Genomic DNA, 18,136 nt, shown 5'->3' with positions numbered 1-18,136 from the left:
GTAAAAAATAAAATTTAAATAGTGTTTATTCTCATTTGCAAGTCAATTTTAATAAGAAATTTTAACATACTTGTAAGATAAATTCAGTAAAAATCAACTCAATAATGCATTTCGTCGATTTTATTTGTTTTTAAACGAGTATCTGTATAGTTTTACTACGTCATAACCCACAAACCCTAAATGATATGAAAACAATTTTTACCTACATCACAATGCTTTTTGTTTCAGCATCACTGTTTGCTGAAATATCACCAGCCGAGAAAAATGCTTTAGTTAAATTAAACAAAGCTACTAAAGGCTCACAATGGATTAACAAATGGGATTTGAAATCACCAGTAACCACTTGGTATGGTGTAGAAATCCAAAACGATAAAGTAGTTTCTATTAAATTAGTAAATAATAATCTTAATGGAGAATTGCCAAAAGAAATTGGTGATTTAGCTTCATTGCAAGTTTTGAATCTTTTCAGAAACAATCTTACAGGTGCTTTACCAACTTCTATTGGTAATTTAAAGAACTTGACTAAATTGAATATTGCGTTCAATCAAATATCTGGAGCTTTACCAGAAGCTTTAGGGAATGCTAAACAATTGAAATCAATTGAAATGCACATGAACCGTTTAACAGGTGTATTGCCTGTAGCGGTTGGGAATTTAGCTAATCTTGAGACTTTGTCTTTATTTAATAATGAAATCGAAGGTCAGATACCAGCTTCTTACTACCAATTGAAATCGTTGAAAGTATTGTTGTTAAACAGTAACAAACTTACTGGTAAATTAGACAAAGAAGTTTCTAATCTTTCTTCTTTAGAAACCTTGAGTTTGTTTGAAAATAAAATGGATGGTCAAGTACCATTTGATTTAGAAAAATTAGGACACTTGAAAGAAATGAATATTTCTTATAATATGTTCAACGGATTAGTTTCAAAAAACTTATCTAAACTTGATACTTTAAATATGACAATGGTAAATGAGCAAGGTGTTGCTACTACATTAAAAGTAAGTATCGATAAAAATTCAGCTTTCGCAGCTGACGAATAGAAAATAAAGATAGAGAAAATACCTGACTGCCACTGGCAGTCCTCCTCTTAACTTCAAATGTTTTGTGTTTATAAATTTAAATTTTGTTAGGTTAAAAAAGGTCTTGAGAAATCAAGACCTTTTTTTTAAACCTATTTAAAGTCTATTCAGCGGCTACTAATTTAGAAGTACTTCTATAGATATAGTCATTATAAATGTGTCTTCTGGCAAAACGACTTGGCGATTCAGCATTGACCATTTTGATATAAATAGGTCTTAAAACACCAAAGTATTCAAAAGCACTACCATCAAGGAACGTAATGTAAAGCACTCCTTTTTCATAATAGAAGTCGGCAATGTTAGTACTTGAAGTGATGCGAGTGTATTCGGCTTTGTCTTTCTCTAAAGTTTCGGGTGCAATACTTACTAAGAAATGATATGCTGCAATAATTTCTGTGCTTTTCTCCTCTGCTGCCAAACGTTCTGCTGCATCCTGAATAGTATCCGGATGAATGTCTTTCATACAGTTTCTATAAATAGTTTTTAGCTCTTTCAAGGTGGCAGTCTTCGTAACTCCTAATAATGCTCGGTATTCAATAATTTTTTTTGTATTCATTTTGCTGGAATATAACCCTTTATGGGTTTTTTAAATTTTTGGCAAAAGTAGTTCTTTACTTTAGATATTTAAGGTGAGGGTTAAAAATAAATGAGTTTTTTTATTCAAACACCCTGATGCTGATGTAAACGGTAGGCTTATATTTTTGTTTTAGGATCCTAAAGTATGATGTTCGTGTTACTAGAGGGGAGTCCTAATGGTTAGAATTTAATTTTGCTAACGCGTCAACATTTTCTCGAAGCCGCTTCAACATTTTATCAAAGCCGCTTCAACATTTTGTCGACGCGGCTTTGACATTTTGTCCACCGTATTAGAAACAAAAATCACATCCTGATACTCATTAGGATAAACCAATCTGAAGGCCAAACTCTTAGGATACTTCGAATGTTCTGTCTTGTTGCCAACAACGAGAAGGAATGTATGGAGAAGCTTTTCTTGCAAACTTTTCTTTAATAATTAGTCCCTCACTGACTCAGTCACTTACTCCCCAAAACAATATATTTTAAACTTTTCCTTGACTTATACAATATTCCGTTGTATATTTGCACTCGAAACAGCGCGGGATAGAGCAGTAGGCAGCTCGTCGGGCTCATAACCCGAAGGTCACAGGTTCGAGTCCTGTTCCCGCTACTAAAGAAAAACTCCAACATCTTCGTTGGAGTTTTTTTTATGTCTTAAATTAGCAATCACTAATTTAATATGGCCTTATGAAAGCTGAAGAAGTATATAACATTGCCATTCATCTATCTGAAATGGAATTGGAACGATTATATGCATTATTAAAAAAGAGGATTTGCAAAAAGCAAAACATTGTTTTCAAATCACCTAAAAAGTTATTGATAACTGATGAAGAGGCGAGGAGGTATCTTTTAAAAACAGTCTTTAAAATGGATATATAGGTATCGCTATCAATAGACTAATTTTTAACTCAATTTTTTTACTTTACTTTTTCTAAAGACATTATTTTATTCTCAAAAAATTTCGAGCGAAGCTCGAAATTACTATACTTTAATAAGGGTGGTTGAGAGACTTTTACTATTTGCTGACGTTCCGCGGCTTTGCTTCAGTTGCGACTGAAGGAAAGCTTTGCTTTCGGTTAAGAAGAACGAAGATAGAAAACAATTGCGTCATTTCCGCAGGAAATTAGCAATTGAGCAAAACCGCTGTTAGCAGAAGGCTTTATACTTTTCGAGCCAAAACTTGTCTGAAATACTTATTAAAAAATCCAATTCCATTAAATTTTTCCAGAACGATTGGTTTTGCAGAAACAACAGCTTCTTCATATTTCTTTCGGTCTAAATTTGGTAAATCTCCTAAATAAACCATTCTGTATATTATATTTTCTGGTTCTATTTCTGTTGCTTTTAAAATCATTTTTGAACCTTCGTTTTCTAAATCATCATAATCTCCAAATTCATATGGAAAAATGGAAACAGTATAACCAGCAATAAAGTTAAACTCTGCCAATTCTGAAAAATTCTTTTTTCCCTCAACAAACTTTTCTTTGAGTTCTTTACTTATATCAATTCTTTCTTGGAATTCAAGAGGCGAATCTTCAATACAAATCCATAAAAAGAAAAAGAAATGTTTCCATAATTCAAAATCAAGATTTTGATTTGAATATAACTTTTGATAAGCTTCAAACGCTTTGTCAAATTCGTTTCTTTCTTCTAGAAGTAATATACTTTCGTTCATTTTTATAGTGAAGTTCTGAAGCTTTCTGCTAACGTTCCGCCGCTTCTCGTCGGTTGCGAAGTTCGAAACTGCTTACTTTCGGCTAAGATAAAAATTCTTGCGAAACGTAAACGGGAACTTACCACAAAATTTGCAATTGCGAGAAACGGCTGTTAGCAGTAGTTATTGTTTCTCTTCCGCAACTTTTGATTGCATTTGATTTGTCGCCCACAACCAAACACCTAACATTGGAATAATTGTTATCGAACCTGTTTTGACAAGTGGAGTTAAAAAATATGTAGTTATAAGTCTTTCGAAATTATCTGGAGTATTTGTTTTGTCTTTTACAACACCTACAACTCCAGCATAAATTATTATTGCCAAAATAATTAAAATCACATATTTAACTGACGTTAAAATATAATTTTTCTTTTCAAGAATTATTTCTTTTCCTGCACTACTTCCAAACAAAAGTGTCAAACCAAACAATATTGCCATAATAGCAAGAAAATGGATATTTAAAATTGCTTCAAAGAAGAATAAAATTCCATTCCCAAAATCGCTTATGGTTGACATAATCAGAAATATTATTAAAAGTATTCCAACAATTAGTCCTGTTCCTTTTACAACTTTTGTTCTTCCGAAAATTTGTGCTTCTTTTATATTCATGTGCTTAATAATTACTGCTAACGGGTCCCGGCTTAACGCAGTTGGGGACTAGTGACTCTGGCGTTTCTATTATCACTATCCGATAAAAATACAAAAAAATTGTGATAATCGACCAGAGCACCCCCAATTGCGTTAAACCGGTGTTATGCGTAGTTTTGTTTTCGAGTGAATACAAACGGAGTCTTTTGGGTTTCACCTCTAATAATTTTCAACGTATTCTACTTCTATGAAACCATTTTTATTGCGCAAAACCGATCAGACGGCTTTGCTCAGTCCAAATGGGTTTTTCGGGTATTTTTTTATGACTAAACGAAATTTGTAAATATAAACGCTTGACTTGTTGCGTTTTATTTAATAACTTCGCCAAGTCTTTACGTTGTCAAACGTTTTAAAAGTGAAACTTTACACGATTCTAATCGAAAGACTTGAAGCAAAAAAGTTCCTTTTTTCTAGTCAAAAAAAATCCCGAAAATTCATAGCGAAAATATCCAGTAACCCAACAGATTACGCATAACGTTCCGCCGCTTCTCGTCAGTTGCGAACTGCGGAACTGCGTACTTTCTGCTAAATTAAGATTTTCCAGCGGAAAATCGATAACCGGCTTAAGCAAAATTCGCAATTGCGAGAAACGGCTGTTAACCCACGTTTTTTTTCAAAACCTGAGCACGCAATGTGACACAGTTTCTTTTCTGTTTCATCCACTTTTTATTAAATATTATATATTTACATATTATTAATTTACAAATTTAGTTAAACAATGAAAAAAATATTTATTTCTATATTATTAGGTTTACTTATATCTTCTTGCATAAACAATTCAAATTCAACTGTAAGTATAGGCAAACAAGGTACAGATGGCAAAGAACAAATCTGGATGATTAAAAATCTCGATGTCACCACTTATAGAGACGGGACAAGCATACCAGAGGTAACCGACCCAGCAGAATGGGCGAACTTGACAACTGGTGCTTGGTGCTATTATAACAATGATTCTGCTAATGGAAAAGTTTATGGTAAATTATATAATTGGTACGCAGTAAATGACCCAAGAGGATTAGCACCTGAAGGGTTTCATATACCTAATGCTGATGAATGGAATGCTCTGACTGAATATTTAAGCATATCAAGTGTAGACAACTCTATTGGTGATAAAATTGAAGAAGGTGGCACACCTGGGTTGAAGATGAAAGAAGCTGGTACAACCCATTGGACTAGTCCTAATGATGACGCTACAAATAGTAGCGGGTTTACAGGTTTACCGGGCGGTGAACGTTTTGACAATGGTACATTTAAATGCGTTGGTTTATATGGTTATTGGTGGAGTTCAACTGATGAGATTACTAATAAAGATGCTGCTTGGCAATGGAATTTGAGTTGGGATAGCTGGGGTGTCGAAAAGTACTATTACAAAAAGACATACGGTTTATCTGTTCGATGCCTAAAAGATTAAACAGAATAACTATTGCATATTAAGAAAGTTAACAAACGGTTTTTTTATTAAATAAAAAAAAGTTCGTTTATAACCATATGATTTAATTGTCATTATTGAAAAAGTCAAATTTGTTTTGATAAAATTCAATTTTAAATTGTTTAACAGGGTGTTCAAATTGTTGATAGTTTCTTATGTTGTTTAGATAAGTTGCTGCACGTGCAATTCCTCTATTAGCATTATTTGAAGGTGAGTATAAAACCACACATCTAATTTGTCTGCCAAAATAATTTTGAGGAATTGTAAATTCACTTGTCATTTGATTAAAGTTGTTAGGAATATTAAATGTGTTAACAAAAATTCTTGCGGCATTATTTTTACCAAACCTTGAAGTAAAATAAATTGTGTCGACTTGGCTATTTTCTATTCCAGCTTGTATTTGCTGTGCATTGAAAATTATGTTGTAAAGCTTTGAATCGGCTGTTACATTTTCATTCTCTCTATCACATTGTCGAATAATGTCTGTAATTGCAACTTTAAAATTATTTAGTGTTTGAATTATTTCATCACGATTTCCAAATTGTCTTTGAGGAAACGCATTGGATAATATATCCCAAAAACTGCCTATGTTTCCGTAGAAGAAATCTATATTGAAGTTCTGAATTAAATGAGGGTGAATTGTGCCGATTATTAGCCTTCTACTATTCGGGCTAATTGGATAATTATCTATATAATTGTGAATCGTAGTTATTGGCATTTATTTTTATCTTTTTCTTGTTTCTGTCTCGTTTTAGTTTTCTGGCAGGTTTTCACGGATTACTTTTTGATAATTTTCAAATGTCATTTAGAAACCAAAACCTCAATATTCAGCTAAATTTCTATTGAAAACGAGGCGCGAAAAATGTGGGTTAACGTTCCGCCGCTTCTCGTCAGTTGCGAACTGCGGAACGAATTATTTTCTGTTAAAGATAAAAATTCTTGCGAAACGTAAACGCGAACTTACCATAAAATTCGCAATTGCGAGAAACGGCTGTTATGCGTTCGCCTTTATTTTTTCAAGTTGCTTTATCGAGATAAATTTCTGTTCAGCTTTTTTATTTTTAATCAAATTCCAAACTGGCTCTCCATTTCCGTTATAAATGATATTTGGCATTCCTGTTTTGTCAATCTGTATTACGATTAAATTCTTTGGTTCGTGTCTTAAACCAACTTTATTGCGTTGGGTAATTTTAATTTGATATTCTTTCTTTGTTACTTCATCAATTGCATCGTGAGTTTTTGCAGAATTATTGTAGAGTGTCAACTTGAACTTTTCTTTTGCATAAACTTCTCCAATACTGCCTAATAAATGACCGTCGATTGTAAATTTTTTACCATCTTCAAAGTAATTTTTTTCTAAACGGTTAACAATTTCCCATAGTTCAACGATTATTTTCTGAAGTTCTTTTTCGCTCATTTTATTTAGCTAACTTTTACAATATCCCAGTTTCCAGCACTTCTGTATGATTGTGCGTCTGCATTGAAACCTAATCTTTTAATTTCCTTTTCAATATCTTCTGCATTTGGTTGAGGAATAGTTGCAGAAGCAACTTGAAATTCATAACCACCAGGCATATCGCCATATTGTCTTCTCGCTTTTAGTTTGTATAATGTCATAATTTTAAATTTTGGATTTCTATTTAATTTTCTCGTTTAAGATTTTCGTCTCGAAAGGTGACGCATAACGTTCCGCCGCTTCTCGTCAGTTGCGAACTTCGGAACTTTTTATTTTCTGTTAAAGATAAAAATTCTTGCGAAACGTGAACGTGAACTTACCACAAAATTCGCAATTGCGAGAAACGGCTGTTGGCAGATCGTTTTTTCTTTAGCGTCTGTGTCTTCCGTAATGATTAGATGTGCTTCTATGTTTATAATGACCGCCTCTATGAGAACTTCCGTGTCCTCCTGAATAATGTCCTCCGTGGCTTGAAGTATGTCTTCTACCTGAATATCTTTTTTGTGCATTCAGTTGGGCAGTACTTAAAATCATTACTAAAAAGAATAATAGTCCAATTGTGATTTTGTTCTTTAACATAAGTGTTTTTTAAAGATGATTAAATATTCTTGTTATTGTTAGATGCCAATTCTAATTCAATTTTCTGTTCAATTTTGTTATTCAAATTATCTTTTCAATATCTTTTTGGAAACTGTGCCTTTATCTGTGGCTATTTGGATAAGATATATGCCAGTTTCAAGATTACTTGTGTTTATAGTTGTATTATTTTCAATAATATTTTCAGAGTAGATTATTCGACCGTTCATGTCTAAAATATTTACATTAGAAGCAGTTATATCTTTTAATTCAATAGTTATAAATGTTGAAGCAGGGTTTGGATATAGTGAAACTTGATTTTCTAATTGAAAATTAGTAGCAGATAAAGCATTGGTGATTTTCCGTATACGATTATTACCAGAATCCGATACAAAAAGATTCCCAGCAGTATCTGCAAAAACCCCAGCAGGTACATTGAATTGCGCTAAAGTTCCTATTCCATCTGCATAACCACCAGTGCTTCCTGCCAAAGTGGTTACCACTCCAGAAGTCGTAATTATTCGGATGCGGTTATTCTCGGTATCTGCTACGAAAAGATTTCCAGTAGAATCTACTGTCAAGCTGTGAGGATAATAAAATTGACCTATTGATTCTGCTAACGTAGTTACGACACCTGTATCCGTAATTTTACGTATACGATTATTATAGGTGTCTGCTACAAAAATAGTCCCAATATTATTAATAGCCAAGCCTTGAGGAGAGTCAAATTGTGCAGAAGTTCCTGTGCCATCTGCAACACCTTGAGAACTTCCTGCAATCGTAGTTACTACACCAGCAGTAGTAATTTTACGGATGCGAACATTACCTGTATCTGCCACAAAAACATTTCCATTAGCATCTACTGTCAAGCCTTGAGGCCAGTTAAATTTTGCAGAAGTTCCTGTGCCGTCAGCAAAACCTTGAGTAGCATTCCCAGCTAAGGTGGTAACTACACCTGCTGTCGTAATTTTTCGAATGCGATTATTAAAGGTGTCTGCAACATAGACATTTCCAGCTATATCTACAGCTAATCCTTCAGGAGAATAAAATTTTGCAGAAGTTCCTGTGCCGTCAGCAAAACCTTGACTACTTCCTGCTAAAGTGGTTACCACTCCTGTAGTTGTGATTTTTCGAATTCGATTATTATATGTGTCCGCAACATAAATAGTCCCATCATTAGCTATAACTACACCAGAAGGATTCCAAAATTGAGCTGCTGTTCCTGTGCCGTTAACAAATCCTTGAGTGCTACCTGCAAAGGTAGTTACAGTTTGTGCATTGGTGTTAAGAAAATAAAAATATGATAAAAGAAAAAAGATTGTATTTAGGTTGTTTTTTGTAATTTGATTCATAATAGTTTCTATTTTTTCATTTCTAATTTCGTTTTTTTCTTCTGCAGTTTTGGGGTAAAATGTCTGCCAACGTGTCGCGGCTTCAAGAAGTGGCGATGAACCAAGACCAAGCCTTCACAAATATAAACAAAACTTTTAATTAAAAACCTTTCCAATTTCTGATAAATCCCGAGCCTCGCCATTTCTTGAAACCGCTGTTAGTGGCAGGTTTTGTTATTTATTGTATTATTCACTTTTTAAACATTTTAATTCCAAGCATTTTTATCGTTACTTAATTCCGCTTCTTGAACGCTTCCATCCAAATCTTTAAATTTGACATACCATTTAACACTCCTTAAAGGAGAATAACCTACAATAATTTCATTACCATTAGATAAAATGTAAGTGGCGTAAGATTCTTCAGCTTCATTAGTTTCAAATGGTTTTAAACATTTTAAATTAAGTACAGTTCTGTCTGCCAAAGTGTATGTTAAATTTGATAAATCTTCTGAAAATATTAATTTACTTTTTACTTTTTTTGTTTCATTTTCAATTCCGTCTTTCCATACTTTGATATATTGAAAAATATTGCTTTTTGGAATTTCAACTTGTGGAACTTCAATTGTTTCAAGTTGTTGGTCTTGAGATTTTTCAATTTCAGGAATTTCAAATGTTTCTATTTTGTTTTCGTTACTTTCATTTGTATTATTTGATTTTCCACAGCCTACAAAAATTAAAACAGATAAATATATAGTTGTTAATGAAAATATCTTTTTTATTTTTCTAATATTGTTTGAATTGTTCATTTCTTATGGTTATTTTAATTAAAGTGATTTAACTTGCGTCTTCATTTCTTGTTTGTTACTTTCATTTCAGATTCTATTATTACTTCTGCTGGAACTATTTTACAAAGATTTTCTATTGAACCAATATTTATTATTTTAGGTGAATTATTCAAATTTTCAATTATAATTCTAAATTCGTTTTGATGACTGTGTTCTATTTTTTTATCAAATGGCGTTAAATCTATTTTACCAACATTTAAATTTTTGTAACTAACTGAATTCATTTCATAATTAATTTTTTCAAGTTTTAGTTTTTTTTCTATTCGTTTTAAAAATTCAAATGGGTCTTCAATTACTATTGCCGTATCATATTTTGAATTTTTCATTTTTGAATCAACTTTAAAAATTCCACTTTCATCAAATGCAGATTTATAAATTGTATATAAACTAAATGATAAAAAATAATCATTATATTGAGTTATTTTGAAAATAGAATTTGGAATTGGGGTAAAATTAAAAATTTTGTTTCCTGGATATTCTGCTCTGATACTTTTCATTTCTGAATTATCAATCCATTCTGCTCCTTCATTTTGGTCACCAATTTCTTCATTGTCAGAAGAATTGTAGTAATTTGGAAGATTGAAAAATAGTTCTCCATTTATTAACTTTTCTGCATATTTTTTCTGAGTAAATTTTACAAACATTAAACAGTCATTTAAGTTTTTCATAATTGCATTAAGTTGTAGTTTTTCACGATTTTCGGTAAACTTGCCACTAACTAGTAAATATACACAAGTTTATGCAACTTTTTTAAGTGTAGCAAATAACTAATCAAGTTTTTTCTTGTTGTTTTCATCTACTAATCTGTCTAATGGGCTTTGAATTTTATTCACAGCACTTTGTGTAAGGTGTGTGTAAACTGTTGTGGTTTTGATGCTGGAATGTCCCAAAAACTGTTGAATGTATCTAATATCTGTACCGTTTTCTAGTAAATGGGTTGCAAAACTGTGTCGTAATGTATGAACTGTAGCCTTTTTTTCTAGTCCACTACGCTTTAATGCTTCACGCATTACTGTCTGTACACTTCCTACACTATAGGGCTCTCCAGCATATTGCCCTTCAAAAACATAGTGCTTTCCTTTATACAATTCTTTATAAATTTTTAAAGATTGCACAATAGAGTAGGGAAGCATCACCATTCGATCTTTTTTACCCTTTGCATTTTTGATGTGAATTTTATATTCATCGAAAAGAATGTCATTCCACTTCAAAGTTACAATCTCACTTACCCTGAGTCCAGCGCCATAACCCACTAATAGTAAAAGCTTGTGTTTTGGGTTATCTACCACTTGAAATATCCTCAAGCATTCATCCATAGTCAAAACAACTGGTAATTTTTTTTCTTTTTTTGGTCTTGGTAACTTAAAATCATATTCTTTTTTGCCAAGGACATAATGATAGTAAAAGTGTAAACCATTCACCATACTATGTCCTGTACTTGCCGAAAGACCACGCTCCATTAGTGAACCTAAAAAACGTATAACTTCCTGCTGCGTTAGGATATCAGGGTCTCTGAAGTCAAAATGACGTAAAAACTGTATAAAAGCATTGGTGTAGGTTCTCATCGTGGAATTGCTGTAATTCAAGGCTAGCAAGGTGTCAAGCATATTCAGCACATAAGGTTGGCCAGATGGCGGAACTTGATCTAGTAAATTTTGTTTCGTTTTTGTTAAGTCAATCCGCTTTTTGTTTGGCAAATGCTTTGCTTGTAAATAGGCAGCAGGCAATTCGTTACTAATTTTGATTTGTAACACTTCCATTTGCAATTGTATACTCTCATACACTATTGGAGCAGCTGGTAGCAAATAACAGTCTTTGATTTTACTATACCTAGCCATCGAAAACCGTTTCATTTTTTCATGTACAGCCACTAACTTGGGAATGTAAATTTCCATCCAAGCAAAATCTTCTTTATGGGGAGCAATTCTAATGCTTTCTCCACGGTAAGTGGTTTCTTTGGTCAAATAATCATCTCCAAAAAAAGGGTAAACCCCCAGTATTTCTTCTACGGCTTGTTTTACTTTTGAATTCCTTAAAGCCATAAAACATTGGTAATTACTATTCCAGTAAACGCCTTTTATGGCTAACAATGATTTGCTTATCTGTTGATGATACTGCATTTTAAAAAGCCAATATTTGCCAATATTTTCTAGCAACACCAATCGCAATTTTTGGTCAAGCTGCACGTTTGCTGCTTTATGTTCAGGATTATTTGCTTTTGACAAATCTAACTGACGGTCGCTTTTAGCTATGGGTGAAAGGTCACGGCTTTTGCCGGTCACCGGTAGCGATGGTGTAACGGTTTCTTCAAAAGACTCAATTATAAGTGAACCAAAATGATTTTTCAATTTTTGATAGACACTCTTTTCATAAGGGATATGCCAGCAGGTGTGCGTTTTGCTATATACACCTCCTATGGTTTTTAAAAATTGAATTTTTTCAACATCGTATTTAAAAAACACACCAATCCTAAAGGAATCCTTATGCCAAAGCTTTTTGATAGTAATCGACATATTTGTAAATAAAAAGCTAAAATTAAATAAAATAGTGTTCCGAAACAAATAAAAAAGTAAGATAATTACTTTAGTTAATCCGATTTTATTTTAATGTCAGTTTATAAATGCTAGGAAAGAAATTCCAAAATAAATTTTGATTCAAGTTCAATAACTCAAATGTGTGTTTCTAAGCAGCAACATAAAAATTCTAATAAAAATAAGCCCTATCTTTGCACCCGAAATAGTTTATTATGGAACACAAAGCTGGTTTTGTCAATATCATCGGAAACCCTAACGTAGGGAAATCTACATTAATGAATGCGTTCGTTGGAGAGCGTTTGTCTATTATTACTTCTAAAGCACAAACCACCCGTCATAGAATTTTAGGGATTGTTAACGGAGAAGACTTTCAAGTAATCTTATCCGATACCCCAGGAATTATTAAGCCTGCGTATGAGATGCAGAAATCCATGATGGACTTTGTGAAGTCGGCATTTGAAGATGCAGATGTCTTGATTTATATGGTAGAGATAGGCGAAAAGGAATTAAAAGACGAAGACTTTTTCAATAAAATAATCCATTCTAAAATTCCGGTATTGTTGCTTTTGAATAAAATCGATAAATCGAATCAAGAGGAATTGGAATCCCAAATCGCTTTATGGAAAGAGAAAGTGCCTAATGCTGAGATTTATCCGATTTCTGCTTTAGAAAATTTTAATGTAAAAGAAGTCTTTGCTAGAATCTTAGAATTATTACCACTATCACCTCCTTATTATCCAAAGGATGCCTTGACGGATAAGCCAGAGCGTTTCTTTGTAAATGAAACCATTCGTGAAAAAATCTTATTGAATTACGATAAAGAAATTCCGTATGCTGTAGAAATTGAAACTGAAGAGTTTCTAGAAGATGAAAAAATCATCCGAATACGCTCTGTAATTATGGTGGAACGCGATACGCAAAAAGGAATTATCATCGGTCACAAAGGTGCCGCTTTAAAGAAAGTTGGGATGCAAGCCCGTGAAGATTTAGAGAAATTCTTTGGCAAACAAATCCACATCGAATTGTATGTAAAAGTCAATAAAGATTGGAGAAGTAATGCTTATCAGCTTCGTCGTTTTGGGTACAACCAAAAATAATTAGCTTTCTAAAATTTTTTCAAAAACAGCTTCTAGTTCATTCATTTGATCGTAGCCTCTTTCTCTTATTTGTCTAGCAAATACATAGAGTAGGAACCAAATGATAGTCATGATAAACATAATGATTAAGTCAGTCAGTACAGGTTTTTTCAGCGTGTAATCGGAATAAGCAAACATAGCAAAAGTCAAAAATACTCCAGCAACTATAAAATGCAAAAACATAAAAAACGTCCACAAGGTTTGAGCTGGGCCAAATAATCCTCTGATGTGAGTTGCGTTTTTTTCATTGCCTTCTTTTTCTTCCAATTCTACTGATAAGTGGGGCGACCAATATTCGTGTTTTTCACCAGCCATAGTGAATTGAATGTGGTAGTTTCTAATTTTCATCACAAAATCGGGAGACAAATTTTTTCGGTAGTTCACAAATTTATCTCTAATCACGCTGACATTTTCTTCTACATCTTTGTAAAAGCGCAACCGCAATCTAATGTTTTTTTCAGTTTCCATACTGTTTTGATTTTCAGCTTGTCACACACTAAAATAATAAAAAAATTGATAATGTGCTCTTTAATACTACCTTTGCACCATATTTAAAATGATTATGAACAATATTGTAGCCATAGTAGGAAGACCTAACGTAGGGAAATCTACTTTTTTTAACCGTTTAATCCAAAGAAGAGAAGCAATTGTTGACTCGGTAAGTGGTGTTACGCGCGATAGAAATTATGGAAAAAGTGAGTGGAACGGGAAAGAGTTTTCCGTAATTGATACAGGAGGTTACATCAAAGGTTCTGATGATGTTTTTGAAGCTGAGATACGCCGTCAAGTAGAATTGGCGATAGATGAGGCGGATGCCATTATTTTTGTGGTAGATGTTGAGGAAGGTATAACACCAATGGATGCTGAAGTAGCCAAATTGCTAAGAAAAGTTACAAAGCCAATCCTTTTGGCCGTGAATAAAGTAGACAATGCGATGCGTGAAAAAGACGCTATCGAATTTTATAATTTAGGCTTAGGAGAATATTTCACTATTGCTAGTATTAGCGGAAGTGGTACCGGTGATTTGTTAGACAAATTAGTAGAAGTATTACCGGAACTGCCTGAAACTACTGAGGAAGAAGTGTTGCCAAGATTTTGTGTAGTAGGTCGGCCAAATGCAGGGAAGTCCTCTTTCATCAATGCTTTAATTGGCGAAGACCGTTATATCGTTACTGATATTGCAGGTACTACAAGAGATTCAATTGATACGAGATACAACCGTTTTGGTTTCGAATTCAACTTAGTAGATACTGCTGGAATTAGAAGAAAAGCTAAGGTAAAAGAAGATTTAGAATTTTACTCCGTAATGCGTTCAGTACGTGCTATTGAGCATTCGGATGTTTGTATATTATTGATTGATGCTACTCGTGGTTTTGAGGGACAAGATCAAAGTATTTTTTGGCTAGCCGAAAAGAATAGAAAAGGGGTAATCATTTTGGTAAACAAATGGGATTTAGTCGAAAAAGACACCATGTCTACAAGAGATTATGAAGCTAAAATCCGTGAAGAGTTACAGCCGTTTACCGATGTGCCGATTATCTTTACCTCAGCCTTAACGAAACAACGTTTGCTAAAAGCGTTAGAAGAAACGGTAAAAGTATACGAAAATAGAAAACAACGAATCCCGACATCAAAATTCAACGACTTCATGTTGAAATTGATAGAAGCTTATCCACCGCCAGCTTTGAAAGGGAAATATGTGAAAATTAAATACTGTATGCAGTTGCCAACCCCAACCCCACAGTTTGTGTTTTTTGCCAATTTGCCACAATATGTTAAGGAACCTTATAAACGTTTTCTAGAAAATAAAATCAGAGAAAATTGGGATTTCTCAGGAGTGCCTATTGATATTTATATTAGAGAGAAATAACACAAACGTTAAAGTTCCGTAAGAATTTTATTCTTGCATAATAAAATCATTATTTAGCCGTTATTATTGTTTTCGAACTTATAGTAACAGCTAAATTTTTTTTATGCCAAAATCATTTCTCCTTTTTTGTACCCTTTTATTTTGTTCTTTAACTTTTGCGCAAAGCACTATTTCTCTGAAGGGAAAAGTAATTGACCAAACTACCAAATTACCCATTGAATCTGCTACAGTCTATCTGACAAAAGTCAAAGACTCCACGGTAATTGATTACACCATTACCAATAAAACGGGTAATTTTATTTTTAAAATCAAAAAAGACAAGGAGCCTTTATATCTCAAAGTCTCTTACATGACTTATCAGGATTATAAAGTTGATGTAACTGCATTGACGGCTGACAAAGAATTTGGAACTATTGAAATGAAAGAGGCCGTAAATGCCTTAAATGAAGTAGTAATAAAGTCTGAAATCCCACCCATCAGAATCAAAAAAGACACCCTCGAGTTTAATGCATCTTCTTTCAAAGTAGGAGCGGATGCTAACGTAGAAGCCTTACTGAAACAATTACCTGGTGTTGAAATATCTCCCGAAGGTAAAATCACCGTTAACGGGAAAGAAGTCAGTAATATTTTGGTAAACGGAAAACCATTTTTCGGTAAAGATGGAAAAATAGCCACGCAAAATCTTCCAGCAGAAATCATTGATAAAGTGCAGGTAGTTGATGCCAAAACCAAGTCAGAAGAAATCTCAGGAGAGGCATCAAGTTCTCAGAATAAAACCATAAACCTTACGATTCAAGAAGATAAGAATAAAGGCTTTTTTGGTAAAGTGGTTGGCGGATATGGTTCGGATAAGCGTTATGAATCTAGTTTGTTGCTCAATTATTTTAAAGGGGAGCGTAAGATAAGTTTATTGGCATCTTCCAACAATATTAATTCCATTGGGTTTTCTATGGATGAGATTTTTGATAATATGGGTGGCGGAAGAAATTCGTCTGTTTATTATAGTGATGACGGAAGTTTTGGTATTAACAATATGACTTTTGGAGGAGGTAATCGAGGTATAACACAATCCAATTTAGTGGGAGTCAATTATCAGGATAAATGGTTTAAAAAAGTAGATGAAAGCGGTAGTTATTATTTTTCAAATGCGGAGACTGAAAACAACAATAGAACCGATAGAATTAACTTGTTGCCCTCAGGAAAAACGTTTACTAACTCTGATAGTTATAACAAAACCATTAGTAATGGGCATACGGCGAGCTTTGATTTTGAAATAAAAATTGACTCTACTTCAACCCTTTATATCAATCCAAAATTCACTAAAGGCCTTTCTAAAAATCGTTATACTAAAACACAAAAAACTACTAACGAAGCTTTGGCAGAATTAAATAATAGTAGTAATGATGATTACAGCGAAAATGAAAATACCTCCTTTAGTACGGAAGCTAGCTACAGTAAAAAATTCAATAAGAGAAACCGAGCTATGGTGGTCAATTTCAATACAGAAATTAATAGAAGAGATGATTTTCTAGATACCAATTCGGAAACGTATTTTGCCAATGCTACACCAGCAGATATTCGAAAGCAAAACCAATTGGTAAAAGACAAGAATGATTTGTTCAAATTGGAAGTCCGTTACGGAGAACCTTTGACCGATTCACTTCGATTGAGTTTAACTTCTGAAGTAACATACAAGAAAAATAGGAATACGACTAATACTTATGATTTTAATGCTTCATCAAATGCCTATTCTGATTTTAATGACCAACAGTCAAGCAACATCAATTCAACAGTCAGTACTTATTTTCCTTCAACGGGAATCTTGCTTGGAAAATCAAAAACAAATGGAAGAATAAACTTTGGTCCGGAATTTGTCAACTTTGAGGCGCAATCCTTTTATTTAGGGCAATTGACTAATAGAAATAAACACTATGTGTTTCCAAGGGTAAAGGGTTTTCTTAGTCATACTATTGGAAAATCAAAGTCAATTTATGTCAATTATGATTTCAAAATGGATGTTCCGGAAGGAAATCAGGTTTTGCCTTTTGAGAATTTGTCCAATCCTTTAAATACTATTGTAGGGAATGAAAACTTGCGTCCGACACAAAAACACGATTTGTATTTCAATTTCAATAATTATGATTATCCAAGTAGATCAGGCTACTTTATATATACTGGATTTTCCTTAAGTAAGGATGCTGTAGTATCTTCAACTGTTTTTGATGCTAATTTTAAATCAGTAACCACCTATCAAAATGTAGATAAAGGATTGATGGCTTATTTAGGTTCTAGTTTCAATAAGTCCTTTAAAAAAGACAAAAGGACACTGCGTTTCGGAACAGGGATGGATTTCAATTACAATGTAACACAAGGATTGACCAATGCCGTTTTGTATGAATCGCGTAGTTTTGAAATCAACCCTAAAGTCAATATGTCTTGGAGTATTGATAAGTTAATTACCATTTCACCAAGCTATCGTTATACTTATTCCACTACCGATTTTAAAAATTATATTGTTGAAAATGCCAATACTTTTAGACATTATGGCAAAATTGAAATCACGTCTTATTTTCCAAAGAATTTTGTTATTGGGAGTGATTTTGGGTATACCTACAATTCTGGAATAGCTCAAGGCTTTAAAAAAGATTTTTATTTGTGGAATGTCAGTTTGGGCTATAACTTTTTTAAGGACCAACTCTTAGCTAAAGTCAAAGTTTATGATTTATTAGATCAAAACTTAAATAGCACTAGAACAATAACATCAACAGCTATTATAGATGCACAGAATACCGTTTTAAAACGGTATGTGATGTTTTCATTAACTTACAAGCTTGAAAAATTTGGAGGGAAGAAGAAATCTGAAGGAGGCATATTTATAGAAGATTAGAAAAGAAAAAAGCTCGGTTAAAATGACCGAGCTTTTATATATATATATATAATAT

At 33.1% G+C, this 18,136-nt stretch carries 18 protein-coding genes and 1 tRNA gene; 7 read left to right on the top strand and 12 right to left on the bottom strand.

The annotated features are described in order from the left end of the window. The first annotated feature begins 185 nt into the window (after positions 1 to 185). The gene (locus OLM53_RS07365; protein WP_264522385.1) at positions 186 to 1,040 is read left to right on the top strand and encodes a Two component regulator three Y domain protein; all 855 of its coding nucleotides are present in this window, start codon (positions 186 to 188) and stop codon (positions 1,038 to 1,040) included. A gap of 142 nt (positions 1,041 to 1,182) precedes the next feature. Here the strand turns inward: OLM53_RS07365 and OLM53_RS07360 are convergent, their stop codons facing one another. After that, on the bottom strand, positions 1,183 to 1,635 hold the full coding sequence (locus OLM53_RS07360) for a KTSC domain-containing protein (RefSeq protein ID WP_264522384.1): 453 nt from the start codon (positions 1,633 to 1,635) through the stop codon (positions 1,183 to 1,185). Between the two features lie 557 nt (positions 1,636 to 2,192). Here OLM53_RS07360 and OLM53_RS07355 point away from each other — a divergent pair. Continuing rightward, positions 2,193 to 2,265 (top strand) — tRNA-Met (locus tag OLM53_RS07355). A 77-nt stretch (positions 2,266 to 2,342) separates the two neighbouring features. Next, positions 2,343 to 2,534 (top strand): hypothetical protein, encoded by a 192-nt coding sequence (locus OLM53_RS07350; RefSeq protein WP_264522383.1) that lies wholly within the window; start codon positions 2,343 to 2,345, stop codon positions 2,532 to 2,534. Positions 2,535 to 2,814: 280 nt separating this feature from the next. Here the strand turns inward: OLM53_RS07350 and OLM53_RS07345 are convergent, their stop codons facing one another. Both OLM53_RS07345 and OLM53_RS07340 read right to left on the bottom strand, forming a co-directional pair. Then, positions 2,815 to 3,330, bottom strand: a complete 516-nt coding sequence (locus OLM53_RS07345; protein WP_264522382.1) for a hypothetical protein — start codon at positions 3,328 to 3,330, stop codon at positions 2,815 to 2,817. Between the two features lie 162 nt (positions 3,331 to 3,492). Continuing rightward, positions 3,493 to 3,978, bottom strand: coding sequence for a hypothetical protein (locus OLM53_RS07340; protein WP_264522381.1), 486 nt, complete (start codon positions 3,976 to 3,978; stop codon positions 3,493 to 3,495). A 757-nt stretch (positions 3,979 to 4,735) separates the two neighbouring features. Here OLM53_RS07340 and OLM53_RS07335 point away from each other — a divergent pair. Next, positions 4,736 to 5,428, top strand: coding sequence for a fibrobacter succinogenes major paralogous domain-containing protein (locus tag OLM53_RS07335; protein WP_264522380.1), 693 nt, complete (start codon positions 4,736 to 4,738; stop codon positions 5,426 to 5,428). Between the two features lie 82 nt (positions 5,429 to 5,510). Here OLM53_RS07335 and OLM53_RS07330 read toward each other — a convergent pair whose 3' ends face one another. The 8 genes from OLM53_RS07330 to OLM53_RS07295 form a co-directional block, all read right to left on the bottom strand. Beyond that, positions 5,511 to 6,164 carry a hypothetical protein gene (locus tag OLM53_RS07330; RefSeq protein WP_264522379.1) on the bottom strand — a complete coding sequence of 218 codons (654 nt, stop codon included), beginning with the start codon at positions 6,162 to 6,164 and terminating at the stop codon, positions 5,511 to 5,513. A 276-nt stretch (positions 6,165 to 6,440) separates the two neighbouring features. Beyond that, entirely contained in the window at positions 6,441 to 6,863 is a 423-nt protein-coding gene (locus OLM53_RS07325) for a DUF6998 domain-containing protein (protein ID WP_264522378.1), read from the bottom strand. 5 nt (positions 6,864 to 6,868) lie between these two features. Next, positions 6,869 to 7,063: a hypothetical protein gene (locus OLM53_RS07320; protein ID WP_264522377.1), complete on the bottom strand. Its 195-nt coding sequence runs from the start codon at positions 7,061 to 7,063 to the stop codon at positions 6,869 to 6,871. A 208-nt stretch (positions 7,064 to 7,271) separates the two neighbouring features. Beyond that, positions 7,272 to 7,481: a hypothetical protein gene (locus OLM53_RS07315; protein ID WP_264522376.1), complete on the bottom strand. Its 210-nt coding sequence runs from the start codon at positions 7,479 to 7,481 to the stop codon at positions 7,272 to 7,274. 86 nt (positions 7,482 to 7,567) lie between these two features. Further along, positions 7,568 to 8,830, bottom strand: a complete 1,263-nt coding sequence (locus OLM53_RS07310) for a T9SS type A sorting domain-containing protein (RefSeq protein ID WP_264522375.1) — start codon at positions 8,828 to 8,830, stop codon at positions 7,568 to 7,570. Between the two features lie 245 nt (positions 8,831 to 9,075). Then, positions 9,076 to 9,615, bottom strand: a complete 540-nt coding sequence (locus tag OLM53_RS07305) for a hypothetical protein (RefSeq protein ID WP_264522374.1) — start codon at positions 9,613 to 9,615, stop codon at positions 9,076 to 9,078. 41 nt (positions 9,616 to 9,656) lie between these two features. Continuing rightward, complete coding sequence (locus OLM53_RS07300) at positions 9,657 to 10,322, bottom strand: hypothetical protein (protein WP_264522373.1); 666 nt, start codon at positions 10,320 to 10,322, stop codon at positions 9,657 to 9,659. A 99-nt stretch (positions 10,323 to 10,421) separates the two neighbouring features. Beyond that, a complete protein-coding gene (locus OLM53_RS07295; protein ID WP_264522372.1) occupies positions 10,422 to 12,167 on the bottom strand; it encodes a tyrosine-type recombinase/integrase in 1,746 nt (581 codons plus the stop codon). 233 nt (positions 12,168 to 12,400) lie between these two features. On the opposite strand from OLM53_RS07295, the gene era reads away from it, so the two are divergent. Further along, positions 12,401 to 13,285, top strand: coding sequence for a GTPase Era (gene era / locus OLM53_RS07290; protein WP_264522371.1), 885 nt, complete (start codon positions 12,401 to 12,403; stop codon positions 13,283 to 13,285). Here era and OLM53_RS07285 read toward each other — a convergent pair whose 3' ends face one another. Then, positions 13,286 to 13,792 carry a hypothetical protein gene (locus OLM53_RS07285; RefSeq protein WP_264522370.1) on the bottom strand — a complete coding sequence of 169 codons (507 nt, stop codon included), beginning with the start codon at positions 13,790 to 13,792 and terminating at the stop codon, positions 13,286 to 13,288. A gap of 94 nt (positions 13,793 to 13,886) precedes the next feature. On the opposite strand from OLM53_RS07285, the gene der reads away from it, so the two are divergent. Next, a complete protein-coding gene (der, locus tag OLM53_RS07280; RefSeq protein WP_264522369.1) occupies positions 13,887 to 15,194 on the top strand; it encodes a ribosome biogenesis GTPase Der in 1,308 nt (435 codons plus the stop codon). A gap of 103 nt (positions 15,195 to 15,297) precedes the next feature. Beyond that, positions 15,298 to 18,081, top strand: a complete 2,784-nt coding sequence (locus OLM53_RS07275) for an outer membrane beta-barrel protein (protein WP_264522368.1) — start codon at positions 15,298 to 15,300, stop codon at positions 18,079 to 18,081. The last annotated feature ends 55 nt before the right edge of the window (positions 18,082 to 18,136 follow it).

The organism is Flavobacterium sp. N1994, from assembly GCF_025947145.1.
In the GTDB taxonomy this organism is placed as follows: domain Bacteria; phylum Bacteroidota; class Bacteroidia; order Flavobacteriales; family Flavobacteriaceae; genus Flavobacterium.
This window is presented reverse-complemented; position numbering and strand designations above follow the sequence as displayed.

Coding starts and splice junctions, on each gene's coding strand:
- OLM53_RS07365 (WP_264522385.1), top strand. CDS start 186: ATGAAAACAATTTTTACCTACATCACAATGCTTTTTGTTTCAGCATCA.
- OLM53_RS07360 (WP_264522384.1), bottom strand. CDS start 1,635: ATGAATACAAAAAAAATTATTGAATACCGAGCATTATTAGGAGTTACG.
- OLM53_RS07350 (WP_264522383.1), top strand. CDS start 2,343: ATGAAAGCTGAAGAAGTATATAACATTGCCATTCATCTATCTGAAATG.
- OLM53_RS07345 (WP_264522382.1), bottom strand. CDS start 3,330: ATGAACGAAAGTATATTACTTCTAGAAGAAAGAAACGAATTTGACAAA.
- OLM53_RS07340 (WP_264522381.1), bottom strand. CDS start 3,978: ATGAATATAAAAGAAGCACAAATTTTCGGAAGAACAAAAGTTGTAAAA.
- OLM53_RS07335 (WP_264522380.1), top strand. CDS start 4,736: ATGAAAAAAATATTTATTTCTATATTATTAGGTTTACTTATATCTTCT.
- OLM53_RS07330 (WP_264522379.1), bottom strand. CDS start 6,164: ATGCCAATAACTACGATTCACAATTATATAGATAATTATCCAATTAGC.
- OLM53_RS07325 (WP_264522378.1), bottom strand. CDS start 6,863: ATGAGCGAAAAAGAACTTCAGAAAATAATCGTTGAACTATGGGAAATT.
- OLM53_RS07320 (WP_264522377.1), bottom strand. CDS start 7,063: ATGACATTATACAAACTAAAAGCGAGAAGACAATATGGCGATATGCCT.
- OLM53_RS07315 (WP_264522376.1), bottom strand. CDS start 7,481: ATGTTAAAGAACAAAATCACAATTGGACTATTATTCTTTTTAGTAATG.
- OLM53_RS07310 (WP_264522375.1), bottom strand. CDS start 8,830: ATGAATCAAATTACAAAAAACAACCTAAATACAATCTTTTTTCTTTTA.
- OLM53_RS07305 (WP_264522374.1), bottom strand. CDS start 9,615: ATGAACAATTCAAACAATATTAGAAAAATAAAAAAGATATTTTCATTA.
- OLM53_RS07300 (WP_264522373.1), bottom strand. CDS start 10,322: ATGAAAAACTTAAATGACTGTTTAATGTTTGTAAAATTTACTCAGAAA.
- OLM53_RS07295 (WP_264522372.1), bottom strand. CDS start 12,167: ATGTCGATTACTATCAAAAAGCTTTGGCATAAGGATTCCTTTAGGATT.
- era (WP_264522371.1), top strand. CDS start 12,401: ATGGAACACAAAGCTGGTTTTGTCAATATCATCGGAAACCCTAACGTA.
- OLM53_RS07285 (WP_264522370.1), bottom strand. CDS start 13,792: ATGGAAACTGAAAAAAACATTAGATTGCGGTTGCGCTTTTACAAAGAT.
- der (WP_264522369.1), top strand. CDS start 13,887: ATGAACAATATTGTAGCCATAGTAGGAAGACCTAACGTAGGGAAATCT.
- OLM53_RS07275 (WP_264522368.1), top strand. CDS start 15,298: ATGCCAAAATCATTTCTCCTTTTTTGTACCCTTTTATTTTGTTCTTTA.